This window comes from Nostoc sp., from assembly GCF_036919615.1.
Taxonomy (GTDB): domain Bacteria; phylum Cyanobacteriota; class Cyanobacteriia; order Cyanobacteriales; family Nostocaceae; genus Nostoc.
Map to the genome: position 1 here is coordinate 1 of NZ_JBALCN010000016.1, position 18,991 is coordinate 18,991.

The 18,991-nt window shown below is 43.5% G+C and carries 18 protein-coding genes and 1 pseudogene; 8 read left to right on the top strand and 11 right to left on the bottom strand.

Translation table 11 applies throughout. The features are described 5' to 3' along the window. Positions 1 to 136 precede the first annotated feature (136 nt). From V7K48_RS06435 to V7K48_RS06460, 6 genes and pseudogenes are all read right to left on the bottom strand, one after another. Positions 137 to 505, bottom strand: a complete 369-nt coding sequence (locus V7K48_RS06435) for a hypothetical protein (RefSeq protein ID WP_335070687.1) — start codon at positions 503 to 505, stop codon at positions 137 to 139. Further along, entirely contained in the window at positions 456 to 644 is a 189-nt protein-coding gene (locus V7K48_RS06440; RefSeq protein WP_335070689.1) for a hypothetical protein, read from the bottom strand. Before V7K48_RS06440 ends, V7K48_RS06435 begins: the two co-directional genes overlap by 50 nt. Positions 645 to 741: 97 nt before the next feature. Further along, positions 742 to 1,475: pseudogene (locus tag V7K48_RS06445) on the bottom strand (DUF3641 domain-containing protein); the annotation flags it as partial. 50 nt (positions 1,476 to 1,525) lie between these two features. Continuing rightward, on the bottom strand, positions 1,526 to 2,485 hold the full coding sequence (locus tag V7K48_RS06450) for an inorganic phosphate transporter (RefSeq protein WP_335070691.1): 960 nt from the start codon (positions 2,483 to 2,485) through the stop codon (positions 1,526 to 1,528). A gap of 196 nt (positions 2,486 to 2,681) precedes the next feature. Next, on the bottom strand, positions 2,682 to 3,356 hold the full coding sequence (locus V7K48_RS06455; protein WP_335070693.1) for a response regulator transcription factor: 675 nt from the start codon (positions 3,354 to 3,356) through the stop codon (positions 2,682 to 2,684). Positions 3,357 to 3,551: 195 nt separating this feature from the next. Then, complete coding sequence (locus V7K48_RS06460; RefSeq protein ID WP_335070695.1) at positions 3,552 to 3,839, bottom strand: Mo-dependent nitrogenase C-terminal domain-containing protein; 288 nt, start codon at positions 3,837 to 3,839, stop codon at positions 3,552 to 3,554. 397 nt (positions 3,840 to 4,236) lie between these two features. On the opposite strand from V7K48_RS06460, the gene V7K48_RS06465 reads away from it, so the two are divergent. Beyond that, entirely contained in the window at positions 4,237 to 4,857 is a 621-nt protein-coding gene (locus tag V7K48_RS06465) for a class I SAM-dependent methyltransferase (RefSeq protein ID WP_335070822.1), read from the top strand. A 225-nt stretch (positions 4,858 to 5,082) separates the two neighbouring features. Here the strand turns inward: V7K48_RS06465 and V7K48_RS06470 are convergent, their stop codons facing one another. The 3 genes from V7K48_RS06470 to V7K48_RS06480 all read right to left on the bottom strand — a co-directional run bounded on the left by V7K48_RS06470 (position 5,083) and on the right by V7K48_RS06480 (position 8,298). Continuing rightward, complete coding sequence (locus tag V7K48_RS06470) at positions 5,083 to 5,610, bottom strand: GNAT family N-acetyltransferase (RefSeq protein WP_335070697.1); 528 nt, start codon at positions 5,608 to 5,610, stop codon at positions 5,083 to 5,085. Positions 5,611 to 5,764: 154 nt separating this feature from the next. Further along, positions 5,765 to 7,045, bottom strand: a complete 1,281-nt coding sequence (locus V7K48_RS06475; RefSeq protein WP_335070699.1) for a vWA domain-containing protein — start codon at positions 7,043 to 7,045, stop codon at positions 5,765 to 5,767. Beyond that, positions 7,042 to 8,298, bottom strand: a complete 1,257-nt coding sequence (locus tag V7K48_RS06480; protein ID WP_334978216.1) for a vWA domain-containing protein — start codon at positions 8,296 to 8,298, stop codon at positions 7,042 to 7,044. Before V7K48_RS06480 ends, V7K48_RS06475 begins: the two co-directional genes overlap by 4 nt. 239 nt (positions 8,299 to 8,537) lie before the next feature. Here V7K48_RS06480 and V7K48_RS06485 point away from each other — a divergent pair, with 239 nt between their 5' ends. The 3 genes from V7K48_RS06485 (at position 8,538) to V7K48_RS06495 (ending at position 10,778) form a co-directional block, all read left to right on the top strand. Beyond that, on the top strand, positions 8,538 to 9,200 hold the full coding sequence (locus V7K48_RS06485) for an ATP-dependent Clp protease proteolytic subunit (RefSeq protein WP_334978214.1): 663 nt from the start codon (positions 8,538 to 8,540) through the stop codon (positions 9,198 to 9,200). Between the two features lie 144 nt (positions 9,201 to 9,344). Then, positions 9,345 to 9,956 (top strand): ATP-dependent Clp protease proteolytic subunit, encoded by a 612-nt coding sequence (locus tag V7K48_RS06490; RefSeq protein ID WP_335070701.1) that lies wholly within the window; start codon positions 9,345 to 9,347, stop codon positions 9,954 to 9,956. A gap of 201 nt (positions 9,957 to 10,157) precedes the next feature. After that, positions 10,158 to 10,778 carry a J domain-containing protein gene (locus V7K48_RS06495; protein WP_335070703.1) on the top strand — a complete coding sequence of 207 codons (621 nt, stop codon included), beginning with the start codon at positions 10,158 to 10,160 and terminating at the stop codon, positions 10,776 to 10,778. A 215-nt stretch (positions 10,779 to 10,993) separates the two neighbouring features. On the opposite strand, the gene V7K48_RS06500 is transcribed toward V7K48_RS06495, so the two are convergent. Together V7K48_RS06500 and V7K48_RS06505 are read right to left on the bottom strand one after the other, a co-directional pair. After that, complete coding sequence (locus tag V7K48_RS06500; protein WP_335070705.1) at positions 10,994 to 12,196, bottom strand: aminotransferase-like domain-containing protein; 1,203 nt, start codon at positions 12,194 to 12,196, stop codon at positions 10,994 to 10,996. A 272-nt stretch (positions 12,197 to 12,468) separates the two neighbouring features. Continuing rightward, positions 12,469 to 12,639, bottom strand: a complete 171-nt coding sequence (locus V7K48_RS06505) for an NUDIX domain-containing protein (protein WP_335070707.1) — start codon at positions 12,637 to 12,639, stop codon at positions 12,469 to 12,471. 382 nt (positions 12,640 to 13,021) lie between these two features. Here V7K48_RS06505 and V7K48_RS06510 point away from each other — a divergent pair, with 382 nt between their 5' ends. From V7K48_RS06510 to V7K48_RS06525, 4 genes are all read left to right on the top strand, one after another. Further along, positions 13,022 to 14,257, top strand: a complete 1,236-nt coding sequence (locus V7K48_RS06510) for a multidrug effflux MFS transporter (protein ID WP_335070709.1) — start codon at positions 13,022 to 13,024, stop codon at positions 14,255 to 14,257. A gap of 18 nt (positions 14,258 to 14,275) precedes the next feature. Beyond that, positions 14,276 to 15,223 carry a basic amino acid ABC transporter substrate-binding protein gene (locus V7K48_RS06515; RefSeq protein ID WP_335070711.1) on the top strand — a complete coding sequence of 316 codons (948 nt, stop codon included), beginning with the start codon at positions 14,276 to 14,278 and terminating at the stop codon, positions 15,221 to 15,223. 261 nt (positions 15,224 to 15,484) lie between these two features. Continuing rightward, entirely contained in the window at positions 15,485 to 17,488 is a 2,004-nt protein-coding gene (locus tag V7K48_RS06520) for a serine/threonine phosphatase (protein WP_335070714.1), read from the top strand. Between the two features lie 162 nt (positions 17,489 to 17,650). Beyond that, entirely contained in the window at positions 17,651 to 18,934 is a 1,284-nt protein-coding gene (locus tag V7K48_RS06525) for a protein kinase domain-containing protein (protein ID WP_335070716.1), read from the top strand. Positions 18,935 to 18,991 lie beyond the last annotated feature (57 nt).

Here is an 18,991-nt window from a genome sequence, read left to right on the forward strand (position 1 = left end):
TGCGATTTCAATCTTAAAAGGGCGGCTCATGGCTATTTTAATTTATCGAGTTTCTTTTCTCCATTATATGCAGCTTCATATAAAATTGGTATAAGCTGCGTTAACTTTACACCAGATTAATTCCTCTTTTAGTTATTTAAATGAGCGAACCTACCGACTTAACATCTGGCCATTGGTTTTGAACTACTCGTGTATCCTCTTGAGCAAATGTAAAAGCATCTCCAGGGCGAAGCAAGCAAATCGATACAGGAGAGGCGATTGCTCCATCTTTGCAGGTTCCAGAGCGCTGAGTCGCTACCTGGCAAACATGCTCTGGGGTTGGATCAACTGCCATGATGTGTGCTTGCAATCCATCAAGACAAGGGCCAAGACCGCGCTGCCAAAACCAAGGCGCACCCCCATCGGAGTACGGTACAATTCGTTTAGCATTCCAGATTTCTGCTACATCAATTAAATCATCGGCATTGCACATCATCTTTTGACGTACTTGCCATAGTTGGAGCATTACTTCCTTCTTGCCATTCCCCTAAATACAAAGCTAGATCGGATAGGAGATTAGGAGATAATTCTTGGATGATGATTGTTTTGCCAATGTTGCGTTCCAGTTCAAGTGCAATAGACTTATCCGCAAATGCGAAATGCATACTATACAATGGTTTGAGCAACTATAATTGGAGTGCGATCGTAAGCACTTAGTTCAACTGTGCTGGGATTAAAATGCGACTCTAAAAACTGCAATTAGTTAGTATACAGTTTTTTCTGTTCTAAATGCATTTTGGTTCTACCAACTGGTAGGTTGGTAATGGTAAAAAGGTTGTTAAATACAATATTAAAATGTTCTTATAAGAACATTTTGTCATCTCATTCTAGGTTAGTCTGTTCAGGAGGTAAGGAAAATTTTTCACTCGTAGGTAACTGGGGATTAAATACCAAGTCCAAAGCTAAATTTAGCTTTTTATTACCATAGCCAAGTTGGTTCAGCCACTGCAAAACTTTAACTGAACTATCAATAACACTAGCACCGCGCATTTCTATCAACATTATCTGCTAAGTAGCAAGGTAAGGAAGGCACAACTCTTATCTGGTATTTTGCAAAGTATTCTGGTAAATTAGTAAATCCATCTTCAAAATAAATGGTCAAATTAGAGCGGACAATCACCTGCTTACCAGTTGCTCTTGCTGCTTCTACCAATGGCTTAAATCCATAATTCATTTCTGGGACGCCACCAGTCAAATCCACAATTTTAATTTCAGGGAATCTGTGAATTAGCAAAATCAATTGTTCACAAATTTCAGGATAAAGTTCTTCTGTATGTTTTGACCTAGCTTCGACATGACAGTGTGTACAGGCAAGATTGCAATGCTTGCCTAAATTAATTTGTAAAACAGTAATTTCCTTTTTGATCAAAGGATAACTGAATTTTTTTAAAGGATGTAATTGCTGTATATAGTATAATTTTTGTTTGAGTTTGCATTAGTTAGTATTCTTTAAACATGGTATAAATATATTCTGTCTTCAAATTTTTTAACCTTGCAAGAATCTGTAGATTATTCCACTAATAATTGCGGCAGTTGGTAAAGTTAAAATCCATGATAGTAGTATCTGATAAAAAACACGTGTATTAGATTTTTTGCCAATCAACCCCACGCCAAAAATAGAACCAACTGAAACGTGAGTGGTGGAAACTGGAAGCCCAAACCGACTAGCTGCAATGACCAGAACTCCAGTTACTATATTTGCTGATAAGCCTTGAGTATGATTCATTGAGGTAATCTTTTCACTCATAGTTATTGCAACTTTTTGGGAGTTGAGTAAACCGCCAAGTGCCATCGCGATCGCCATCGTGATCATTCCTCCCTGAATCGAAAAATACTCAATAATTAGAATGAGTGAGAAAATCTTGGGAGTATCATTTAATCCTCTAGCAAAACTGATAACTCCAGCACTGATAAAATGGCAAGTATCAATCATTTTCTGATTGCCTGATAGATTCCATTTTGAATTGATATATTTAGATAAGGTGTAAATTCCTGCTCCCAAAGGAATAGCAATGATTGGACTGAGTAATAGAGGCAAAATAAAGGAAGTTCCCAAAGCTGCAAAATTAACTTTTAGTCCGATCGCTACTAATCCAGCACCAACAATAGCACCTGTTAAACTGTGAGTTGTAGAAATGGGAAACCCCATGAGGGTGGCTATAAGCACAGTAAAACCAGCTGCGATCGCTACTGCCATATGAAACTCTGGTGCATTAGCGATCGCATCAGGTACTAGTCCTTTCCCAGAGAAATTTTTAATTAGTGTACTTGCCAAAAAAGTTGCAGCTACTGCACCAGCAAAAGTTGTCAAAGTTCCCCACAAAATTGCTGTTTGATAGCTGCTTGTTCGACTACAAAACAACGTTGCTACCCCTTTAAAGTTGTCATTTGCGCCATTGGAATATGATAAAAAAAGCGTAGTTAAAAACAAACTAATTAACAACATTTTTGGGTTTATAAATTAACAGCAACCACCACCACTATAGTGCCAGGTTGAATTGGTCATATTTGTGCATTTTAGTATAATTAACTCTGAGTTGAATGAGTTTTTGCTGAGATTACCAAAAACCCTAAATCCTCATATACTCAGAGATTTTGGGCATCGACGTTAGTTTAAATTTAATACTGAGGAAATGCCCAATTCAATCATGCAATGTGTAACCGACACCACTCACAGTTTGAATGAGGCACTTTTCGTTATTGGCTTCAAGTTTCAGACGCAGGTAACGAATGTAAGCTTCGATGATCTTGGCATCACCCATGAAGTCGTAACCCCAGACTTCTTCTAAAATGCGATCGCATGTAATTACCTGTCGCGGATGGGCCAGTAAATATTCTAGTAAATCAAATTCCCTAACGGTTAACTCAATTAACCGCTGATCTCGGTACACTTGACGCGTGCGACGATTTAAACTCAGGTCTTCAAATTCTAAAACATCTGCTTTGTCTGCTTGCTGGCTTCTTCGCAGGTGGGTGCGGACTCTGGCTAATAATTCATCAACGCTGAAGGGTTTAACGAGGTAATCATCAGCACCAGCGTCTAAGCCTGCAATGCGATCGCTCACTTCATCTTTGACGGTTAATAAGATTATCGGCACTTTATCACCAATACTTCGCAGGCGGCGGCAAATTTCCAACCCCGAAAAACCAGGCAATATCCAGTCTAAAATTACTAAATCTAGATGTAACTCACGCGCTGCGGTGAGTGCGGTTAATCCATCGTAGGCAATACTGACTTGATAGCCTTCATAATTCAATTCCAATTCGACAAATCGTGCCAGTTTGACTTCATCTTCAACCAGTAAGATGTGCGTCATGATGATGTTAATGATTTCAGCAGGGTACAGTAAGCAACAATCCGGTCTGGAAACACTGTCTTCGAGGTGTCGGCTACTGAATAGCCAAACATCTAAATTAGGTGTACGTTAGCTTAGTATAAACCCTGAGTAAGTAACAACCGTAAGTCTGTAAATACTTATGACTGCTTGGTCAAAGAACGATTCAACTGGCTATTAGCAATAGGCTGTAACATCTTCACCGCATTCATCGGCAAGGTAACAGAGCGCTCTAAAACGTAAACCAACCACTTCCTCGTATAGGGGATTTAATTTACACATTGGAGGAATGTGAAATAGCTTCCGACCAAATAGTGTGATGTTTCGCTCAAAGGGACACTGAGCAGGAATAGCTTTGCACAGGAAATGAGCCAATTTGGAGTTATGAATTTCTATCGTTTCCAACCACTCGCGCACTGGATGCAGTAGATCATTGTGTAACCGGACTTGAATAAAGCTTGTCATAATTATTCACCTTAATAATTTTAAACTAGATTGAGTTCGTTGTATTTGAACATCTATAAATACATACGGTTAGGTTCTATAGTTTTATGCAGTGATTGCTCATTCTTTAGTTCTCTACAGAGATAGAATGAGTCTCTAGGTACACTGTTAACTACACATTTAATTGCCAAAATTCCGGATGATTTATACCATCCCCCAAATTTTTGCAACAAATGAATCGGCTGTAGGGCTTGCTATACAACCTTAGCAACGTATTTTTAACAGAATTTCGTGAAATGGTAATGTGCCAAAGGCTAGGCTAAATATTGCCAGACTGCAAAGCTATAACCAACTTTTTGGAGGCGCAGCTAAACTTACCCTAAAAAAGCATCAAGCTTCAGGGAAGCTGCGAAAACTAATGACTGATGACTTTTTCAGTAACAAAAAGCTACTTTTTGACCTATGGGCATCAAGTTACGACTGGCTCTTTCCTTCAGTGTTTTATCGAGCCGTTCACAAACGGTTGCTGGAGTACGTCGATTTATCAAAGCCAGCAAATGTAATTGATATCGGCTGTGGTACTGGACGCTTACTTGAGCGCCTTGCTACTCAGTTTCCCGATCTGCAAGGCATCGGATTGGATTTATCTGCTAATATGTTGCGGGTAGCAAGACAGAGCAACCACCACCGTCCACGTTTAATTTATATCGAGAGCAAAGCTGAGTCTCTTCCCGTTGCTGATGGTCAATTTGATGCTGTTTTCAGCACTATCAGCTTCTTGCACTATTTGGAACCAAAACAAGTGATTAGTGAGATAGCACGGGTACTTTCTCCCGGTGGACGTTTCTATTTGGTTGACATTACTTCTAAAAAAGAGACAGAACCTCAACTATTGCCAGTCTCTCCCCGTGGAATTAGACTCTACAGCCCTAATCAACGTCAGCTTCTTGGCTCCTCTGCTGGATTATTATGTTTGAATCACCACTATTTACTAAGGCCTGTCTTACTAACGATTTTTGCTAAACCTCCGTTGGATTAATGGATAACAGCAATTTGAACTATGATTGCGACAAATGGAGCGCTCAAAGCGATTACCAGCAACTCTTTCACAATCCAAAATCCAAAATCGTTCGATTGAGCGTCCCTTGCGCGTCTCTAAGAGTTGCCATTCGCGTAGCGTTCCGCAGGAAAGTCCAAAATCCAAAATCGGATAACTTTCTCCCCTTAAAAAAGCTTGCTCTAATTCCATTTTTTTTTAGGAGGGTTAGGGAATATCAAGCCTTAACTGGCCTTGATATTCCATGAACACCACAGGAACTCTAAGTAGCTTTTTAGCTAATTGCGAGAATCTAAATTTGTCCTTAAGCGTAGACAAGCCTCTTGTCCTGGTAAATGGTGGCAAGTCTTCAAAAGATATTGGTACAAAGTTAAAGCGACTGTAAAACTGTGCCAGTCGCTGACCTAAACATTCAAGATAAAGTGGTTGTGTTGCTGTATTAATCAAATACTGCGTTAGCAAAGTACCCAAACCGCGACTTCTCCAAGCTGATGCAACGACCAAACTACCAAGTTCTTGTGCCCCTGAAAAATTACGTAACTGTCCACAAGCTACCAAATTGCGTAAGCTTTGCCCGCCGTAGGCATCGCATTCAATTACCCAAAATTGCTGCCAATTTAATTGCGTTGGGTCGAGTTTCGCTGAGAATACCAGCAATCGAATCGACCACTGATCCCCAGAGGTTGCCTTGCGAAGGACACATCCAGATGGTAACGATATATTGCTCTGATTCATTGATTACATTTTGATAGTCGTAGACATCACTTTTACGGTTTTTTACACGCAGGCTTTCTTACTTTGTTACTCAATTGAGGAATAAAATATTTTTTCTTGCTTTGCGCCTTGGCGCGAAACTTTCATACCATTAATCAGCAACGCTGGATTTTTACTATTCTTGTAAAATTGTCTTTGATGCAATCCTAGTTTTCTTGAAGTCAGCTTCGGAAAGTTCTTCTCCAGCTTGCAGGCGAGTGGCTGAGGTTTGCAACACTGTCGCTGCACCTTTATCTCCGATTTGTAAAGCGGTTTTGGCTGCTGTTTGTAGCATCGTTGCTGCACCAGTGCGATCGCCTTGCTGCAATTTCGCCTCGGCTAACTGGGTTTGGCGATACTTCGCTAATGCTAAAATAGACTGTTGTACCTGGGGATTAGACGCTGGTTGATACGCCCGCACCACATCTGCATACACTGGGACAAGGGGCGAAAGTAAGCCTTGTTCATTAACCAACGGGTCATCGTAACGAATTTGCAAATGCCCGATCGCTTGTTTACCTTCTGGCAACTGTCCCAAATAAATGTTAGCCAAAACTACCCGTTCTACATCCTGCATCAAATCTCCCAAACGCACAGCAAAGCTACCATCAGCTTCTGGTTCCACTGGTAACTCAATTGTGTCTGGGGCAACTTGGGCAATGGGTTTCAATTCTGCTAGTCGGACATTGGGCACTAGAGATAATAGCAAGTAGGCATTTGTTAGCCTAATCGACTGAATCCGCCCAAACAGTCGGCTAAACTGATCCACAGCTTGTTCAGGACGTTCAATATGGGCTAGAGTCCCACCACCGACATCAGCAATTTTTTCCAGCAAATCCTGATTCCAGCTATTGCCAAATCCGAAAGTGTTGATAGTTAGGTTCAGCTTGGCAGCCTTTTGCGCGAGTTGAAGACAGCGTTTGTTGTCATCTCGCCCAATATCCCACTTCCAAATCCGCAAACCGCTTTCACCATGCCCATCCGTCAAGAGAAACGCCTGGGAAACAGCGCCTCTTGTGCCTTTCATCAGTTCTGTAATTCCTAATTCCAAACCGTCAGCGATGACTGTCCCGCCGCTAGCACTGAGTTTGCTTCTAATTTGAGATTTGATGCTTTCGGGGTCTTGGATCTCTTGGTTGGGGATAATGACTTCCGCAGAACCGGAAAAAGCCACAACTGAGATGCGATCGCCTACTTTCAACCGATCTATTAATCTTTCCACCGCCTGGATCACCGTTTTAATTGGTTGTCCATGCATGGAACCACTTCTATCTAAAATCAAGCAGAGATTGAGTGGCAGATTTTGGTCAAACTCACCAGCAATCGCAAAAATCGTCATTCCTAGTTGACGTTGGCTACTTGTTTGAGCCACATCAACATTATTGTCATTTAACGCCGATAGCAATTTAACTTTCATTGCGGAGGGGTATCTTGCAAAACTGTTTTGGAAACCATCCTGGTTTTCTTGCGATCGCTTTCGGATAAATCTTGTCCAGATTGTAGCTGGGTGGCAGAAGTTTGCAACACCGTCGCTGCACCAGTATCTCCCATTTGCAGCGCGGTTTTAGCAGCCGTTTGTAGCATCGTCGCTGCACCAGTGCGATCGCCCTGTTGCAATTTCGTTTCGGCTAGCTGGGTTTGGCGATACTTAGCTAATGCTAAAATAGACTGTTGCACCTGGGGATTCAGGTCTGCTTGGTAATTTTTGACTACATGGGCATAAACTGGGATATTTGGTGTAAATAAACCTATCTGGTTGGCGGCTGGGTCATCGTAGCGGACTTGCACATTAGCGATCGCTTGTTCACCTGTTGGCAATTGTCCCAAATAAATATTAGCTAAAATCACCCGTTCCGCATCTTTCATTAAATCTCCCAACCGCACAGCGAAACGTCCATCAGCTTCTTGTTGCAGTGGTAACTCAATTGTGTCTGGGGAAACTTGGGCAATGGGTTTGAGTTCTGCTAGCCGGACATTGGGCATCAGGGAGAATAGCAGATAAGCATTAGTCAATCCCACTGTTTGAAGGCGGCTGAACAGGCGATTAAATTCATCTACTGCCTGTTCGGGTTTTTGAATATAAGATAAAGTACCTAAGCCAGCATCGGCAATTTTTTCTAAAACATCTTGGTTCCAATTGTCACCAAATCCCAGAGTGTTCAAAGTCAAATTATAGCTAGCCGCCAATTGGGCAAATTTCAAACAGCGATTGTTATCACCATGTTCATTTTCCCCATCGGTTAATAGGAAGGCTTGGGAAACAGTATCTTTTTTTCCCTTTGCTAACTCCTCAATCCCCAAGCGCAGTCCTTCATCAATCGCAGTCCCACCATCGGCAGATAAGCGATTAATTTGCTGTTTGATTTTCTCTGGATTTTCGACACTTTGACTAGGTACTAAGACTTTGGCACGGTGATCGAAAACTACAACACTGAGCCGATCGCCAGGATTGAGTCTATCTACCAAACGAATCGCCGCTTTTTTGACCGTTTCTAGCGATCGCCCGTTCATAGAACCACTATGATCGAGAATTAAGCATAAATTCAGGGGCACATTCCGGTCTTGATTTTCTGCGATCGCCGAAATCGAAATTCCCAACTGACGTTGACTGTTCAGTTGATTTGCGTCCAAATTACCATCATTCAAGGCAGGCTGCAAGCTAACCTTCATAACTCAAAGTCCCTATTCAGGATATACATATTAATGAATAACTTCAAAGCACTACTTTAACTCTACGGAAAACCTATCCAACACAAATGCATTAATATAATCAGAATATCTTAGAAGCCAAGCATTGGCAGATGCGAAGCCGCCTGAAGCATTAGGGAGAAATCCGCACCTTGAGGAAAGCTAGCATCACGCTAGGATGTATTACAGTTAACGGCATAGTTTCAGGCGATCTAGTTGCTATGGACATTTCCCCAATCAAGGCTGTTCAAGCCCCTTATTACGGCGATAACTTTTACCGGACACCGCCGCCAGATTTACCTTCCCTGTTGTTGAAGGAGAGAATTGTCTATATTGGGATGCCACTGGTGCCTGCTGTCACCGAATTAATTGTGGCCGAGTTGTTGTTTTTGCAGTCCGACGACCCCGAAAAGCCGATTAAAATCTATATCAACTCCACCGGCACTTCCGGTTACAGTGGCGAACCCATTGGCTTTGAAACCGAAGCCTTCGCCATCTTTGACACCATGAAATATATAAAGCCTCCTATCCACACCATCTGCGTCGGTTCCGCGATGGGTATGTCAGCCATGCTTCTCAGTGCTGGTACAAAAGGTTGCCGCGCTAGTTTGCCTCACTCTTCGATTATTCTGCATCAGCCCAAGAGCTACGCCCAAGGTCAAGCAACGGATATTCAAATTCGTGCCAGGGAAGTTTTGGTAAATAAAGGGGCGTTAGTTGATATCTTACATCGCACCACCGGACAGCCTCCAGAAAAAATTATTAAAGATATGGATAGGCTGTTATATCTTACACCCTACGAAGCGAAGGAATACGGCCTAATTGACAGAGTTTTTGAGAAAGAAGAACTCGCAAATCCCCCTCTACCTGCTAGTGTCCTTTAATTTAGTTATGAGTTATGAGTTATGAGTTATGAGTTATGAGTTATTGAAAACTCCTCACTCCTGTACAGACGAGATTAATCGCGTCTTTACTTTTAACTCCTAACTCTCCTACCGCCCCCAAATTATTAAAAAACGGAGTAAGTTATGCCTATAGGCGTTCCGAAAGTTCCTTACCGGATGCCCGGAGGACAATATACAGATTGGATTAGCATCTATGATCGCCTTTACCGGGAACGGATTATATTCTTGGGGCGAGATATTGATGATGAAATTGCCAATCAAATAATTGCTGTAATGCTGTATCTGGACTCAGATGATCCAGGTAAAGATATTTATTTATACATCAATTCCCCCGGTGGGATGGTTACATCTGGCATGGCTATTTTTGACACCATGCAACATATCAAATCAGATGTGGTGACTATTTGCGTAGGTTTAGCTGCTTCAATGGGGTCTTTCCTGCTGACAGCTGGTACTAAAGGCAAACGGTTAGCATTGCCTCACTCACGAATTATGATTCACCAGCCATCTGGTGGCACCCGTGGACAAGCAACTGATATCGAAATTGAAGCTAGAGAGATTCTACGGATTCGTCACCAGCTCAATGGGATTTATGCTGATAAAACTGGTCAGACCATAGCAAAAATTGAAAAAGATATGGATCGTGACTTTTTCATGTCTGCCGAAGAGGCTAAAGAATACGGTTTGATTGACCGTGTGATTGAAGACCGAACCTCTATAGTAGTAGGCGAGTAGGGAGTAGGGGAAGCTGGCGTTGCAGGGGGAGAAATAATTCCTAACTTTTAACTCCTAATTCCCCACTCTCCACTCGCTTTCCTAAACAAACTGTCAACATTGAACTTTAAAATAGAAAATTAGCCTTTATCATTAATAGTTCAGGCTTAAAGCAGATAGCTGATAGCCTCTAGCTGGATATTCGATAGCTCATAGCTCAAGATGGATCTTGGAGATTGCTACCGTTTATTGGGTTTAAGGTCGGGAGCTTCTTTTGCTGAGATCAAAGCGTCTTACCGACGACTGGCGCAGCAATATCATCCCGATATGAACCCAGATGACAACAAAGCCAAAGATAAGTTTATTGCCTTGACAGAGGCTTATAAACTCTTGCTGACGGTAGTATTGCCAGAGGAAACTGCCGCACATTCAAGTCAGGTGTCAACTGTGTATGATGACACCAAGGTAATGCATTGGCAGAAAACGCCAGTCACAACGGTGACAACTCAACAACCACCAAAATCAAAGCCGCCTAATCTGTTGGAAATAGAAGAACGGCTGAAGTGGAAGACTTATGAGCAATTGCAGCGATTTTTGCAAGAAAGACGATTTCCGCAAGCGATCGCTCTGGCGGAAGCTTTAGCAGTTCGTTTGTCAACAGATGTAGAAGTTCGTCAATGGCTAGCGATCGTCTATCAAATTTGGGGACGGGCGCTAATTTCCGAAAACCAGCTGCTCAAAGCCAGAATTTATCTTAAAAAAGCTCTGAAGACAGATCCTCATAATAAAAGTCTCTGTTATGAAGTGCAGCGCGATTTCCAACGTTTGGAACAAATTTTTTAAAGATTTATAAAATTTATTGAGAATCAAAATCCCCTTTCCAGGTTCTAATAAGGAAATAATCTTTATTGGGCTGCTGTTTCTGAGACAGGAGGCGGGAGCCTCCCAAAGAGCATTCCCAGTCTGAGACTGGGAACAAGGTAAATTATCTTCAATTCAAAATCCAAGTTGTGCTGGAAGCGTACCAAAGGTGCGACCAAAATCTAAAATTGGCACGGTCATTGCCGCCATCCGCGCAACACTGCTCCCAAAGTAGCAATTCCTTCGACAATTTTCTGTGTTGGCTGAAAGCTAAAAGCTAACCTGATAGCATCATTTCCCTGTCCATTGGCGTAGCAGCGTGTCCCTGGCAGAAAACTGACGCCGTGTTCACTGGCAGCGATTAGGAGTGCTTTGGCGCTGATGTCTGGCGGCAATTTACACCAAACGAAAAAGCCGCCATCTGGTCGTAAGGTAACTATATCACTGGGAAACTCGTGAGCGATCGCTTCTAACAACAAATTACACTTATGCTTGTAGCAGGCGATTAGCTGCTGAATGTGATTATCTAGTTTGCCTGTAGCACAGTAGCCAGCGACCACATGGCTGACAAATGGCCCCACAGGCCCCTCACTTTTGAACATTGCCAGCCGCTCAATAATCGCTGGATCGCCACAAGCCCAGCCCAGGCGGATACCAGGCGCAATAATTTTCGAGAAGGTACTCACATATAACACCCACCCATCTTGGTCGAGGGTTGCCAGGGAGGGCACAGTTTCTCCTTGGAAGCGCAAATCGCTATAAGCATCGTCCTCCACCACTAGGACGCCATACTCAGCCGCTAACGCTACCAGTTTTTGGCGGCGAAATAACGGCATAGTTGTGCCTGTGGGATTGTGAAAGGTCGGGATGGTGTAAATAAACCGGGGTCGGATGCCCTGTTTTTTCAAGTCGCTCAATGTTACTTCTAACGCATCTACATCCATCCCCAACTCATCCACAGGAATGGTAATTATGCGTGCGCCAGCGTGGACAAATCTACTAACCACTCCCAGGAAGGTTGGCCCTTCGACAATTACCACATCACCAGGTTCGACAAACACATCTGGTAGCAAGCCCAGAATCTGACCAGAACCGTAGCCAATGATCAGGCGATCACGATCGGCAAGGATTCCTTTAGCCTGCAAGCGGAGGAGAATTTGCTCATAAAGTTGAGCTGAAGGTGGGCCGTAATTGAGGGCGATCGGAGCCTCTTCTGCTAGCACAGCTGCACTTGCAGCAGCCAAGTCAGCGTGAGGAAAGAGAATTGGGTCAGCTAGACCGTAAACAAAGCTAACAGTGGCGATTTTGGTTAACTCTGTGCCGTAGGTTGGTGGTGCGAGGTTTCTAGCTCTTTCGGCGAACAAATCAGCAATTTGGTAAGCAGAAGTGGTAGGAGCCATAAAGGGCAAGTTGTCTTCTAAGTTTATGAGTATATCAGCATTGCCCGGAAGGAATACTGATAGTCAGCTTTATTCTAAATCTGAACAATGCTACTGTGTTTTCTAAGTATAGTTTGGCTAATGTCTCATCAATATCTCAACAAGCAAAAATTTCAGACCATTTTTGAATTGAGCGTTTGTAACCTTCTGGCATTTTCAATAGTTTGACTTCTTCAAAAGTAAAAACATCTACATTTCTGTGTTCCGAACTATGAGTAATCTTTAAAAAAGCTTTAGGATAACAACCATATGTAATTATGATAAACCCAACTATCTAAAATAAGTCCTGCCTTGACATTTAACACCAATTCCTCTTTAATCTCTCTGACACAGCAAATTTCTGGATCTTCGCCCAGTTCCAACTTACCTCCTGGTAACTCCCACTCATCGCGCTCATTTTTCAATAAAACAACTTTTGATTCCTGACAAACTACACCTTAAACTTGATACAAGTGGCATTAATTAACCCCTCCGAAAATTAAAATACAAAATTTATACAGAGTAATCTGGCAGCTAAAAAAATGCCTATTTAACTAGTGTGGACAAAAGCATAATTTCAAAACTATTGTTTTTTAGTATTTTGATATTTTTTTAATGGTTTGTTGATTTCCACCCTAATGTACTAGCTTTATCCTGGGATTTAGAAGCTGCAAATCTCCTAAAATCATTTTAAAAACAGTAAATTTCTTGAGTTGCCCTAGTATTTACTGAGTAAGAACATCTCACACCTAGCTAGAAAAATCAAGAGACCCACTTGGATAACCGTGAATCCTACGAGTTAAAATAATGCGAATTCGACCCAACACCTTGAGCTTCACGCTTCTTTTGGGGGCACTTTCTGCACTACCGCCCCTATCAATTGACATGGGGCTACCAGCTTTTCCTACAATCAGCGCAGCATTGAGGGCATCTTCTGGATCTGTTGGACTAATCCTAAGCTTGTTTATGCTTGGGTTTGCTGTTGCCCAGCTGATTTTTGGTCCGCTTTCAGATCGCTATGGACGCAGACCAATCTTGCTTATCGGCTGCGGACTTTTTACCCTAGCAGGTGCAAGCTGTGCTGCTGCGCCATCCATCAATACTCTGATTGCTTGGCGTTTAGTTCAAGGTGCCGGCGCTGGTGCAGGTATGGTGATGACACTAGCGATTGTCCGCGATCTATTTGATGGTTCGGCAGCACGCGCCCAACTTTCCTATGTCAATCTCGTGATGGGCGTAGCACCGATGATTGCACCCACAATCGGTAGTTGGGTGCTGGCAATCGCTGGTTGGCGGACTATCTATGGGACACTGGCTGTAGGAGGGTTCTTACTCTTGCTGTTTGTTGCCCTTGGAGTAAGTGAGTCGCTAGCTAGCCGTGATCTAGATGCGATCAAACCACGTCGGCTGATAAAAAATTATGGGCGCATTCTCAGCAATCGGATTTGTCTCGGCTACGCCCTCATCAACGCACTAAGCTTTGGGTGCATGTTTACCTATGTCGCGGGATCGCCACTCGTGCTGCTTAATGTATTTAAAGTCCCGACTACAACCTACGGCTGGCTTTTTGCATCGACCGCTTTTGGCATCATGGTAGGCTCATTTCTGAATGGGCATCTGAGTATGCGTGGCGTATCTCCCTCAAGGTTGCTCACCTTTGGGCTGGTAAGTGCCGTTGCCTCATCTGTTGCCCTTGCGATCCTGTCAGTGAGTGGTGCTGCACAAGTTACTACGCTAATGCCTCTTCTAGTACTTAACACCTTCTGCCTGGGGATAATCTCCCCCAATGCAATACAGGGTGCCATTCAGCCTTTGCCAGAGATAGCTGGAGTTGCAGCCGCCACGGTGGGATTTCTGCAAATGTTATGTGGGGCGTTGGCAAGTGGGTTAGTTGCTTTCTTTTATGATGGGCGCACAGCGATCGCCATGTCTAGTTTAATGGCAGTGTTTGCGATCGCCTCCTTCACCGCTTATCTTGGACTCGCACGCCCTGCTGAGCGTCGCTTTGCTCGGACTCAAGCACTACACGAAACGAGAAATTAGGTATTTGGCTAATGACTAATGACTAGAGGGAATTTGATTAACTTTAAGTGGCGGCAACTAATTCTGAGCTTAGGCTGTTTGCTACTGCTCATTGCCTGTAACAATTTTTATCCGACTACAAATCCAGGTGCTAAACCTCTCAAAGTGGCGACAGATCCCACCTTTATCCCCTTTGAAATCCAAACGGCTAGCAGTCACTTGGAAGGTTTTGATATTGATTTGATGAATGCGTTGGCTAAAGTAGCAGGTTTTGCAGTTCAGTTTGAAAGTCTGCCCTTTGATGGCATGATCTCAACTTTACAAGCCAAAAGAGTCGATGCAGCAATTAGCGGAATCACGATTACCGCCGAACGCCTGAAAACCATTGCTTTTTCCAGACCTTATTTTAAAGCCGGACTAGCGATCGCTGTGCGTGAAGACAACCAAAATATTAAAGACTTCAATAGTCTTAAAGGTAAAAAAATCGCTGTACAAATTGGTTCCACTGGGGCAGATTTTGCCAAAACCATCCCCAACGCCAAAATTAGTACTTTTAATTCTGGGCCAGAATTTTTTCAAGATTTGCTCAATGGCAATGTTGATGCTGTGGTTAGCGATGCTTTTGCTACTTTGTATGCAATTAAAAATGGCAAACTCAAAGGCATCAGAGTTGTTGCCGACCTACTCACCCAAGAATACTACGGGATTGCTACACCTAAAGACTCCCCCCATCTAGATGCAATTAACAAAGGTATAGGGACTTTGTTATCCAATGGCACTTACAAGCAAATTTATCAAAAATGGTTTAACGCTGAACCTCGGCAATTGCCAGACTTTTGGGCATTGGGCACTTGTACTGAGCGCCTTGTACCGAGCGTACCCCTCCAGGGAAGCAAGCTAGCAAGAGCGTCTGGTAGAGAAGTCGAAGTAAGCCGTAAAGCCTGCGGCATAGCTTCGCTTAAGGCGCAGCCCAAGGTAGAGAAGTAGAAGTATTGGGCATTAGTTATTTCTCCCCTGCTCCCCCTGCTCCCCCCGCTCCCCCTGCTCCCCTGCTTACCCATTTATAAGGAATTGGCTGCCAATATATTAAATATTTATCTAATATGCGTCACAATTAATACTGCCACCAAAATTCATTGATGAACTACAATCTTTTCTAGGTCTACTGTAGTCAGGGACAGCCAATTGTGGCACCTTGGATCTTAGTGGCTAGAAGCACCTTGGAACGGGAATAAAGGAACTTCCACTATGCTGATTTGCCCTCAGTGTAAATTTGAAAACCCCAATAGCAACAAATTCTGTCAAAACTGTGGCATGTCCCTGACCCACAAGGTCTGTCCTGAATGCAGTACCGATGATGTACCTGTGAATGCACTACGTTGTCATAACTGTGGCACAGAATGTGGAACAGTATTTTGGGCAATTATTGCTAAGGAAACGACTGGGGAAACTTTGGGAGTAGAGAAAGATGAGGTAGATAAGGAAGATGTGGGAATAAAGGTAGATGAGGGAACAATATCTTCCTCATCTCCTCTATTCTCTAGTTCTCAGATTGCATTAGGCTCTTATTTAGACTCCCAAGAGCGCTATCAATTGTTAGATCCGCTACCTGCCCAAACGGAAACTGCCACTATTACGGATGTAGGTGTGAGAGTTCTAGACTGTCAGCCGTATCAAATATCACCCATTGAGGCAATACTAGCAAGCCAGCAATCAGATTTGCTAACGCCATCAGTGGAAACAAGTGGAATTCCTCGCCTTGCTAAACTTTATATTGCCTTACAATCCCAAGGTGAGCGAGGGATACCGCCGATTCACGATGCATGGCAGCAGGGAGATATGGAGGTAGTAATAATTGAAGACCGCTCGGATTGGCAGCATTTACTCGACCTGTGGCAAGAAGAAACAACGAGTTCGTTAAAAATTTTACACTGGTGTTATCAAATGACCCAACTTTGGGCATTATTAGAACCAGTAAATTGTCGTCAAAGCCTTTTAGATTTGTCGAATTTGCGATTAGATGAAGACCAAACGCTGGCGCTACAAAGGTTGGATGTGGAATTATCGAATTCTCAGCCTGCCACCGAGTCGCCAGAAGATGCCCAAGCCCAAACATCGGCTATTCCAGAGCAACCGTTAACTATCCAAGCTTTGGGGCGAGTTTGGCAAGCGCTATTTAGGCAGTCTCAACGCACTCAATTTGGTTCTGTAGTCCAGATGTTGGGGGATTTAGATATAGGTAAAATTCACACGATCGCACAGTTGCGATCGCGTTTGGAGGAAATCTCTGTTGAACTGGAAGCATTAGGAACTGCAACTTTGCCCCCAATAAAGGAGAAAAATACTGCTGTGCCCATTATCCCGCAATCAGATGAGTCAGAAAATATCATTAGTAAAACTGATGATATGCCAACTGTTGTCTTGGCGATGCAGTTAAGTAGCTTGGAAGATGCAGGATGCACAGATGTGGGGCATCAACGTCATCATAACGAAGACTACTTTGGCATTGAAACCAAAATTTACAAGCTGGAGTTGCCCAAAAGTCGAGTCCTGCAAGGGCATGGTTTGTATATTCTCTGTGATGGTATGGGTGGACACGCTGGCGGCGAGATAGCCAGTGAGTTAGCAGTCAACACCCTACGGCAATACTTTCAAGAACACTGGATTACCAACCAACTGCCAACAGAAGATAGCATTCGTGAGGCAGTGTATTTAGCTAATGAGGCGATTTACAAGCTCAATCAACAAGATGCCCGTTCTGGAGTGGGGCGCATGGGTACAACTTTAGTAATGCTGTTAATTCAAGATACTCAAGCAGCAGTTGCTCATGTGGGAGATAGCCGTCTTTATCGCCTGACGCGCAAGCGGGGACTAGAACAAGTCACAGTAGATCATGAGGTTGGGCAACGGGAAATTAGCCGAGGAGTGGAAGCAAGCATAGCTTACGCCCGTCCCGATGCCTACCAACTCACCCAAGCCTTGGGGCCCCGTGACGAGAACTCGATTAATCCCGATGTCGGCTTTTTCGAGATCAATGAAGATACCCTTCTGCTGTTGGCATCGGACGGTCTATCAGATAATGATTTACTAGAAACCCATTGGCAAACTCACTTAGAACCCTTACTTAGTTCTGGCGTTAACTTAGAACGGGGCGTTACAGACTTAATTGATTTCGCGAACCAACACAATGGTCATGACAACATTACTGGTATACTTATTCGGGCAAAAGTACGCCCAAATCTGGAAAGTTAATCATAAATGGGGAGTGGAAACTGGGTACTAGTGACTGGGTACGGGGTACTGTAGAATACTTGTGATTCCCAATCTCCATTGCCCCTTATCCCCAGAGAGCGCCACGTGTTCTCCAATCCCTAATTCCCAACCCCCTGATCCTCTTACCTTATAGGTTGTATTGTGGTTAGTCTGACCCTGTTAGAACCGCAACAGAAAACGCCCCTCCAGCAGTGGTGCTTTGAGAACTCCTCCATAATTCGGATTGGTCGAGCGGCAGATAATCACGTTGTTTTAACTGATAGCTTGGTTTCCCGACATCATCTAGAACTGAGACAAGTGGGTTCCGCTAGCAATGGCGATGCTTGGCAGCTGATTAGTCAGGGTACAAATGGGACTTTCCTCAACGGTGTCCTTGTGATTCAGGGTTCGTTACCAGATAATTCTCTTTTGCAACTGGCACAGGGAGGCCCAATACTGCAATTCCAAATTCAGGAGGTAACAGTACTAGAAACTGGTTTGCTCCCGCCAGATATCCAAGGAACAGAAGAAAATGCCGCTGCAACAATCTACTCAGCCCAAGGTGGAGCAAATTCATCTTCCACTTGCACACACGAAGGCAACTCCCCGAATAATCTGTTTTGCATCCACTGTGGTCAACCTCTCTCAGTACAACAGAAGATTCGCCATTATCAGGTGTTGCGAACTCTCGGACAAGGAGGTATGGGTACTACTTATCTCGCTAGGGATGTGACTGGTCAGATTGCGGGTATCCCACAACTGCTGGTGTTGAAGCAAATGAATGCTGATATGGCGAAAATTGCCAAAGCTCAAGAATTATTTGAGAGGGAGGCGTACACTCTCAAATCCCTTAACCATCCTGGAATTCCGAAGTATTACGATTTCTTTGTAGAAGACGGAAAAAAATACTTAGCAATGGAACTAATCCACGGACAAGATTTAGAGAAACGTGTCTATACCACTGGGCCAGTGACACCAAACCAAGCGATCGCTTGGATGATCCAAACCTGCGATATCTTAGACTATCTTCATAGCCAAGAGCCTCCACTGATTCACCGCGACATTAAACCCGCCAACTTAATGGTGCGAAGTTCAGTAAATCGCATAGTGGTGCTGGATTTTGGCGCAGTTAAAGAAATTGGTACAGCACCCGGTACTCGTATTGGTGCAGAAGGTTACTGCGCTCCTGAACAAGAACGAGGACAACCTTTGACTCAATCTGATTTGTATGCAATTGGACCAACGCTGATTTTTCTGCTCACAGGTGAAAACCCGTTCAAGTATTACCACCAAAGGGGGCGAAACTTTAGGTTTGATGTGGCAAAAGTTCCCACCATTAGTTCCCAATTAAGAGATGTGATTGATCGCGTTACAGAACCATTGCCACGCGATCGCTTTCGAACTGCAAAGGAGTTAGCTGCGGCTTTAGCTGCTTGCAAAGTTTAGGGAGTAGTGAGTAGTGATTGGGGGAGTAGTGAATTTTAAAAAACCCTATTCCCTATG

Coding starts and splice junctions, on each gene's coding strand:
- V7K48_RS06480 (WP_334978216.1), bottom strand. CDS start 8,298: ATGAAGGTTAGCTTGCAGCCTGCCTTGAATGATGGTAATTTGGACGCA.
- V7K48_RS06515 (WP_335070711.1), top strand. CDS start 14,276: ATGACTAGAGGGAATTTGATTAACTTTAAGTGGCGGCAACTAATTCTG.
- V7K48_RS06450 (WP_335070691.1), bottom strand. CDS start 2,485: ATGTTGTTAATTAGTTTGTTTTTAACTACGCTTTTTTTATCATATTCC.
- V7K48_RS06485 (WP_334978214.1), top strand. CDS start 8,538: ATGGACATTTCCCCAATCAAGGCTGTTCAAGCCCCTTATTACGGCGAT.
- V7K48_RS06465 (WP_335070822.1), top strand. CDS start 4,237: ATGACTGATGACTTTTTCAGTAACAAAAAGCTACTTTTTGACCTATGG.
- V7K48_RS06470 (WP_335070697.1), bottom strand. CDS start 5,610: ATGAATCAGAGCAATATATCGTTACCATCTGGATGTGTCCTTCGCAAG.
- V7K48_RS06455 (WP_335070693.1), bottom strand. CDS start 3,356: ATGACGCACATCTTACTGGTTGAAGATGAAGTCAAACTGGCACGATTT.
- V7K48_RS06520 (WP_335070714.1), top strand. CDS start 15,485: ATGCTGATTTGCCCTCAGTGTAAATTTGAAAACCCCAATAGCAACAAA.
- V7K48_RS06475 (WP_335070699.1), bottom strand. CDS start 7,045: ATGAAAGTTAAATTGCTATCGGCGTTAAATGACAATAATGTTGATGTG.
- V7K48_RS06510 (WP_335070709.1), top strand. CDS start 13,022: ATGCGAATTCGACCCAACACCTTGAGCTTCACGCTTCTTTTGGGGGCA.
- V7K48_RS06460 (WP_335070695.1), bottom strand. CDS start 3,839: ATGACAAGCTTTATTCAAGTCCGGTTACACAATGATCTACTGCATCCA.
- V7K48_RS06440 (WP_335070689.1), bottom strand. CDS start 644: ATGCATTTCGCATTTGCGGATAAGTCTATTGCACTTGAACTGGAACGC.
- V7K48_RS06495 (WP_335070703.1), top strand. CDS start 10,158: ATGGATCTTGGAGATTGCTACCGTTTATTGGGTTTAAGGTCGGGAGCT.
- V7K48_RS06435 (WP_335070687.1), bottom strand. CDS start 505: ATGCTCCAACTATGGCAAGTACGTCAAAAGATGATGTGCAATGCCGAT.
- V7K48_RS06490 (WP_335070701.1), top strand. CDS start 9,345: ATGCCTATAGGCGTTCCGAAAGTTCCTTACCGGATGCCCGGAGGACAA.
- V7K48_RS06500 (WP_335070705.1), bottom strand. CDS start 12,196: ATGGCTCCTACCACTTCTGCTTACCAAATTGCTGATTTGTTCGCCGAA.